This is a genomic window from Bartonella sp. MM97QHHN (assembly GCF_042194285.1).
Classification (GTDB): Bacteria; Pseudomonadota; Alphaproteobacteria; order Rhizobiales; family Rhizobiaceae; genus Bartonella.
On sequence record NZ_JBHIMS010000081.1, the window covers coordinates 1 to 6,732 of the forward strand.

Consider the following 6,732-nt stretch of genomic DNA (forward strand, 5'->3'; position numbering starts at 1 on the left):
CACAAAAATAGAGTGCGAACTTTTTGATAAAGCGCAAGAAGATGCGGCTGGAAACGTTGCAAACACCACACCAGACAAGGACGATACCCTTGATCCAAACGCTCCACCAAACGCATGCGACGAAGGTGAAGGCGTTATCCATATGGATGAAGAAGATAGATAAGTCAAATTAGCAAAAATATCAAAAAATTATCAGAAGCAACTTGACAATGTGGCAACAATATGAATAATCGAATCAGGTGCCTCAAAAACACCTTAAAACATCTAGCGGATTGGTTGCCGAAATAATCAATCTTCTGAACATTAAAGATTTTGACTCATTATATGCCGTGGCATATAAAGGTCTTGTCGGGTGTGGTTATGCTATACAATACCCTTTTGGGAAAGGCATAACGACGGACTAGATGCCGTGTTTTTGAGCACCCGGCACTCTCTATTGAGTGTCAATCAAAAACTTTAACATCTAGGAGTTCATCATGAACACTCTTATAAAAATATCAGAACAAATAATTGGACAGGAAACAGTTCAAACTGTTAACGCTCGCGAATTACACGCATTTTTAGAAGTAAAAACCAGTTTTAAAGATTGGATTATCAGACGTATTCAAGATTGTAAATTTAAAGAAGAGCATGACTTTTGCTCTTTTTTGAGCGAAAGTTCAGGTGGACGTCCTTCTAAAGATTATGCTCTCACCTTAGACATGGCTAAACATCTTTCGATGATAGAGCGTAATGATAAAGGGCATGAAGCACGTCAATACTTTATCAAATGTGAACGGCTTTTGAAACAAGTAGCAACACCGCAGATAGCCGCTCCACAAGTTGATTATTCCAAACCCGAAGCATTACTTGGTGTTTTGAACCATTTACAAAGTCAAATTGAGCAGAAAGATCATGTTATCGCTGAATTAGCACCAAAAGCAAAAGCACTTGATGGTTTAAAGCGTTCTGATGGTTTGTTCGGTTTGATAGAAGCAGCAAAGATGCTTGAAGTACGACCAAAGGACTTAACCGATTACTTGCGTAAACATGACTGGGTGTATCGACGGGCTCCAGGGACGCCTCTGTTACCTTATCAAGATAAGATCAAGAAAGGATTCATGGACTGTCCTGCTATCACCATTCAAAGACCGGATGGTACAGAAAAGGTGCTCCCTTCAACAAAAATCACCTCCAGAGGATTGGCATGTTTGAGAGAACAAATCTTTGGAGGTGTGCAATGAATAGCAGTGTCGATTTTTTGTGCGATTTGTGGATAGCTTTATATCAGTTTTCTAATGATGAAAATATTAATGAAAAAGAGTGTACAGCTCTGATTAACATCATGAGTTTGGTAGAAAAAGCTTTGATTTTCAAACTTCAAGATGAGGTGCCAAATATACTTAAAATCTTAACAGTTCTAACAGATTTTGGCGATTCAGAGTTTCCTACAGTTATGTTACCTTTATTGCGAGCTTACGAATCAGATTTAGAGAGCCCCATTAAAAAGGTTGCTTAATTAAAAAAACAGAACTCCCTTCCCCATCTTTAAAGGTGGGGAGGGGTTAATACACTAAAGTTATACGTGTGGAACTGGTCGTTCAAGAGGCTGTACAGCCAAACGAAACCCCATGGTACGCAGTAAAGCATTCAAGCTGCGGAACTCTGGATTACCTTTCTCTGAAAGTGTACGGTAAAGTTGTGTTGGGTTCAAGTTGGCTGCTTTAGCTACAGCTTGAACACCACCATAAGCTTTGGCCATTTGGCGTAGAGTTACAAGCAGCTCACCCTGATCACCATCTGCTAGGATTGCATCAAGGGTCGCTGCTGCCAACTCAGGATCATCACGGAATATTTCTGCCATTGCATCATCATGGTTACGGTCTTTCATTTTTGCACTCCTTTAATCTTCACGGTTTTGCCAATCACGCCAGCAAGCACATGCACGAGTGATATCAGTCTCTTGTGTTTTTTTGCTGCCACCGCATAATAGCAACAATACGGTCTTTCCAGATTGGACATAATAAACTCGGTAGCCAGGACCAACATTAATACGCAATTCATGAACACCCTCACGAAGCGGCTTGAAATCGCCAAAGTTTCCCTGCTCTAAACGATTAAGGCGGCGAATAATTGCAGTTTTAGCCTGCATATCACGGAGCTTTCGCAGCCAATCAGCTATCAAGTCTTTGCCATCAGAAGTAAGGTAGTGACGTATTTCAAACATGATGTTATATTCGTTTATAAACGAATATTTGTCAAGAGAAAAATTAAAAGTTGAGAAAAAATCTTCTTTTGTTCCAATGAAAAAGCGACATGAAGCTTAACCAAGCTATCTTTCCGAATGAGAAAGATGTCAATTTTTTAATCCAGCTCTGCTTTTTGCGGAGCTTTTTTTATGGAGAATCATATGCGAAAAATATCATCAGAAGGACTAGCACTTATTAAACAATGGGAAGGTTTGCGTTTGAACGCCTATAAAGATGCCATTGGGGTGTGGACAATAGGTTATGGACATACAAACAGTGCTGGAAAGCCTTTTATTTACGAAGGCATGACAATCACTGAAAAGCAAGCAGAAGAACTTCTTTGCCAAGATTTAAGACAATTTGAAAATGTCGTTGAACGCGCTGTTACAGTTTCATTAACAGATGAACAATTCGCGGCGTTAGTGTCGTTTTGCTATAATGTAGGAACAGGAGCCTTTTGTAACTCGACACTGTTAAAAAAGCTCAATCAAGGTGAATATGAAGCTGTCCCTGCCGAGCTACAGAAATGGACCAAAGCAGGCGGGAAGCGTCTTGAAGGTCTCGCACACCGGCGTGCGGCAGAAATAGGCTTATGGGCAAAAGGGGCTTATGTTTCCTCCAATTATCAAACAGTAGAAACGCAAGCACCAACAGGGCTTTTCAAAGCCGAAGCCCTTGCACCGATTATTGGTTCTTTTTCTGGGCTTGGAGGCTTATTAGCAGGAAATGGACCAATCCAATGGGCTTTGGCCACCATTATGATTTTAGCCGCATGTGCTGGTATTTTCTTTGTTGCTAAACGCTTTCAGGAGCATCGTCTATGATCTTATGGATGAAAAGAAATCTGATGATAACAGGCGCGGCTTTAGTCGCTTTTTTTATTGCATTAGCAAGAGCTTTTACTCTTGGGAAAAAAGCAGAGCAACAAAAGCAAACAGAAAAAGCTTTAAAAGCAGCCAAAACACGTCTGGAGGTGGAAAGTGAAGTTAATCAAAAAAGTGATGCTGATGTGCGTGCTGCTCTCTCGGACTGGTTGCGCGACAAATAAATATGCTTCTTCTTGTGTTGGCTGGTTGCCAATTTATTTAGATAAGCAAGATCTGAACGCCATCAGTTCAAACTTAGCAAGAGAGATCTTAAAGCACAATAATCTAGGTGAACGCGTGTGTGGGTGGAAACATGGCTAGAAAAAAAACACAAGACGATACAGAACTTACAGAAGCAGAAAAAGAAATCCTCCAAGAAATCATCATGACCTACAAAAGTGTAAAAGTGATGTCTCGTTATACAAAATGGATTGTACTCATTATACTCTTATTAGCACTTGATTTTTCACGTATTATGGATGCGTTTGTAAGTATTTTTACACAAAAACCAAATATCCGACTCTAAACATACTCTGAAACGCGCGAAATTCTTTAGAAAATGGATTATTAATTTTGCTCGTCTCATGGAGGCGATAGAGAATGTCTTTGCACATTTAAAACAGTGGATTTCAAAGAATTAATCTTTGAATTAATTGTTTCATGAATTTAAAGCTTCTAATAAACTGTATTTGATATGAACAGCTTCGAAATTTTAATCCTTTAAGGATGAAGAGGAAGTCAAATCTTTGTAAAACGACACAATTGATTGTCTTTTATAGATTAGAGTGGATAATGAAAACAAATTTAAGTGGCCGCGTAAGAAATACATCTTTACCAGAAAATCATGCTCTACTGCCTCTTTTTGAAGCAGTTGTAAATTCTATTCATTCCATTGAAGAAATAGGAAATGATTTTTCCTCACGCTACATTATAGTTTCAGTCATAAGATCGAAGCAAGCTTCACTACCACTTGACAAAGATACAGAAAAACTAAACGAGACAGAAATTGTAGGTTTTAAAGTGATCGACAATGGTACAGGCTTTAATGATCATAATTTTCAATCATTTAAAACTTTAGACTCAGATTATAAAAGAGATAAAGGTTGCCATGGTATAGGACGACTTTTATGGCTTAAAGCTTTTGATAATATAAAAATCAGGAGTATTTATGAAACAGATAGAGGATTAAAAGGGCGCACATTTTTATTTGATGCTGCTGCAGGTATAAAAGAATTAGATGAATTTCAAGATAATTGTACGAAGAGAGAAACTATTGTTGAGTTAACAGGTCTAAACCAAAAATATAAAAATCATATTCCTAAAAAACTACAATCTATCGCAAAAGCACTCTTAGAACATTGTCTCTGGTATTTTGCAAGAACTGGTGGTTGCCCTTTCATAACTATTGAAGATGACACAGAAAAGATATTATTAAATGATCTATATGAACAATGCATGCATGGAGCCGTTTTAAATGAAAAAATAAAAATAGAAAATTATAATTTTTCTATTATGCATATTAAATTTAGATCCTTACCTTTAGAAAATCAGGCTTTATGTTTTTGTGCAGGCAATAGAGCTATTACAAAAGAAAAGTTATCTGAGAAAATTCCGGGTATGCAATCAAAACTGCAAGATGATATAGGTGAATTTATCTACTCTTGTTATGTAAGCTCTCTTTTTTTAGATGAAAGAGTACGTTCTGAAAGAATAGGCTTTGATATTGAAGAAAATGTTGAAGATAAACAAGAAGATTTATTTAAAAGAAAAAAAATATCATTTCCGATAATACGACAAGCCATTTATGAAAGCATTCAAAAATATTTAGCTGTAGAATTGAAGCAAAACATTCAAAACAGTAAGGAGATAGTTGAAAAGTTCACACATAAAGTACCACGCTATCGTCCACTCCTAAACTATTTAACAGACAATGACTATATGATTTCACCTAAAATAAATGATAAAAAATTGGAACTACATTTGCATGAATGTCTTGCTAGAGTAGAAAATGAAATTTTAGAAGAAGGTTATAATGTTTTAGCAGTTCAACAAGGAGAAAATACAGATAGTTATGCAGCAAGAATTAATAAATATGTAAATGCTGTATGTGATCTTAAAAAGTCCGATTTGGCAAATTACTTATTCCATAGAAAAACTATCATAGAACTTTTGAAGGAATCTTTAAATTCTCTTTATGACGGTGGTAAAGAATATATTAAAGAAGACGTTATTCATCAACTCATAGTACCCATGAAGTGTGATTCTAATTCTGTAGCTATGGATAATTGTAACTTGTGGTTGATAGACGAAAAATTAGTATTTCATGATTATTTAGCTTCTGATTTATCATTAAAAAAAATGTCTATTACCGGCTCTATGGAAAAGGAAAGACCTGATATATGTAGTTTAGAATTATGTAATAATTCTATTTATTGGAATCCTTTATTAGTATCAGATAGCAAAGAGGGTTTAGAATCTCCTACTTTGGCATCTCTTACTATAGTAGAAATTAAGCGTCCCATGAGAGATGACGCGAAAGCTGGTACCGAAACAGATCCTATTTTGCAGGTCATTACTTATCTAGAAAAAATTCGTGCAGGCAAAGTACTTACCCCAAAAGGGCGTCCAATAAATTTGGATGGAAAAGTTCCCGGTTACTGTTATGTCGTCTGTGATCTAACTCCAAAAATAAAAGAGTGCTGCAAACGTTGGGATTTAACAGAATCAGGCGATCATATGGGATATTTTGGATATCATAAGAGTTATGAGTCCTATATAGAGGTTATTTCGTTTAGTAAGCTCATAGCTGATACTGAGAAAAGACATCAACGTTTCTTTAAAGCTTTAGGGTTGCCATTAAGGTAGAATAACAATAATTATATTTATGCTCTAATGGCCTTAGAATATTTTGTCAAACCACTCCCGATATAAAGCTAGCCCACAGCTCTAAAAGAACACGCCGTTGCTCTAAAAAATCCGTTCGCATGTAGGCTTTCGTCACTGAACTCCCAACTGTATGTGCAAGAACAGTTTCGGCAATCTCAAATGGTGTTGACGTTGTCTCTGCTACCCAGTCCCGTAAGCTTGAACGAAAACCATGGGGACGATAAGTCAAACCACAAACTGTCATATACTTTGCCATGGTGGCATCAGAAATGGGGTTGCCTCTAAGACCAGAAAAGAGAAAACCATTCTTTTCAAAGGGGAGGGTTTTTTCAATAACTCTCAAAGCTTCATCACTTAGTGGCACGCGAAAGTCTGANAAGGGGAGGGTTTTTTCAATAACTCTCAAAGCTTCATCACTTAGTGGCACGCGAAAGTCTGAAACTTTCCCTACAATACCTTTCATGTTTTCTTTTGGTATCGTCCATATATTTTTGTCAATTTGTTCAAGGCGCAAATAGCGCAATGGATATGACCGTGCGCCTGTCAAAATCAATAACTTCAGTGCTAAATTTGAAAGGATCTTATCATCCAAGCTTTGATAAAATGCCGGAACTTCTTGCCATGACATAGCAGGAATATTTGTTGATGTTGCACGTGGTTTTCCTAAAAGCGCGCGTGCCTTCATACAAGCCTGTAGATCAACATCTAAACCAAGAGCCGCTGCATATTTCAAACAAATATTGATACGGTTA

9 protein-coding genes and 1 pseudogene are annotated in these 6,732 nt (G+C 37.1%); 7 read left to right on the top strand and 3 right to left on the bottom strand.

What is annotated here, in order from left to right; genetic code table 11:
* The 3 genes and pseudogenes from ACFIJW_RS05465 to ACFIJW_RS05475 all read left to right on the top strand — a co-directional run.
* A pseudogene (locus ACFIJW_RS05465) lies at positions 1-163 on the top strand (late control protein); the annotation flags it as partial.
* 313 nt (positions 164-476) lie between these two features.
* Complete coding sequence (locus tag ACFIJW_RS05470) at positions 477-1,223, top strand: antA/AntB antirepressor family protein (RefSeq protein WP_375633574.1); 747 nt, start codon at positions 477-479, stop codon at positions 1,221-1,223.
* Positions 1,220-1,498, top strand: coding sequence for a hypothetical protein (locus ACFIJW_RS05475; protein ID WP_375628341.1), 279 nt, complete (start codon positions 1,220-1,222; stop codon positions 1,496-1,498). Before ACFIJW_RS05470 ends, ACFIJW_RS05475 begins: the two co-directional genes overlap by 4 nt.
* Positions 1,499-1,558: 60 nt before the next feature.
* Here ACFIJW_RS05475 and ACFIJW_RS05480 read toward each other — a convergent pair whose 3' ends face one another.
* Positions 1,559-1,870: a DNA-binding protein gene (locus tag ACFIJW_RS05480; RefSeq protein WP_208439803.1), complete on the bottom strand. Its 312-nt coding sequence runs from the start codon at positions 1,868-1,870 to the stop codon at positions 1,559-1,561.
* 12 nt (positions 1,871-1,882) lie between these two features.
* On the bottom strand, positions 1,883-2,206 hold the full coding sequence (locus ACFIJW_RS05485) for a type II toxin-antitoxin system RelE/ParE family toxin (RefSeq protein ID WP_015857128.1): 324 nt from the start codon (positions 2,204-2,206) through the stop codon (positions 1,883-1,885).
* 183 nt (positions 2,207-2,389) lie between these two features.
* Here ACFIJW_RS05485 and ACFIJW_RS05490 point away from each other — a divergent pair, with 183 nt between their 5' ends.
* The 4 genes from ACFIJW_RS05490 (at position 2,390) to ACFIJW_RS05505 (ending at position 5,959) form a co-directional block, all read left to right on the top strand.
* Positions 2,390-3,052, top strand: coding sequence for a lysozyme (locus tag ACFIJW_RS05490; protein WP_375628342.1), 663 nt, complete (start codon positions 2,390-2,392; stop codon positions 3,050-3,052).
* Positions 3,049-3,276, top strand: a complete 228-nt coding sequence (locus ACFIJW_RS05495) for a hypothetical protein (RefSeq protein WP_375628344.1) — start codon at positions 3,049-3,051, stop codon at positions 3,274-3,276. The genes ACFIJW_RS05490 and ACFIJW_RS05495 overlap by 4 nt, the downstream gene beginning before the upstream one ends.
* A gap of 131 nt (positions 3,277-3,407) precedes the next feature.
* Positions 3,408-3,620, top strand: a complete 213-nt coding sequence (locus ACFIJW_RS05500; protein WP_375620805.1) for a hypothetical protein — start codon at positions 3,408-3,410, stop codon at positions 3,618-3,620.
* Positions 3,621-3,886: 266 nt separating this feature from the next.
* On the top strand, positions 3,887-5,959 hold the full coding sequence (locus tag ACFIJW_RS05505; RefSeq protein ID WP_375633575.1) for a hypothetical protein: 2,073 nt from the start codon (positions 3,887-3,889) through the stop codon (positions 5,957-5,959).
* Positions 5,960-6,005: 46 nt separating this feature from the next.
* On the opposite strand, the gene ACFIJW_RS05510 is transcribed toward ACFIJW_RS05505, so the two are convergent.
* Positions 6,006-6,732 (bottom strand): tyrosine-type recombinase/integrase (locus ACFIJW_RS05510; protein WP_375633576.1); only part of this gene is annotated, 727 nt, incomplete at its 5' end.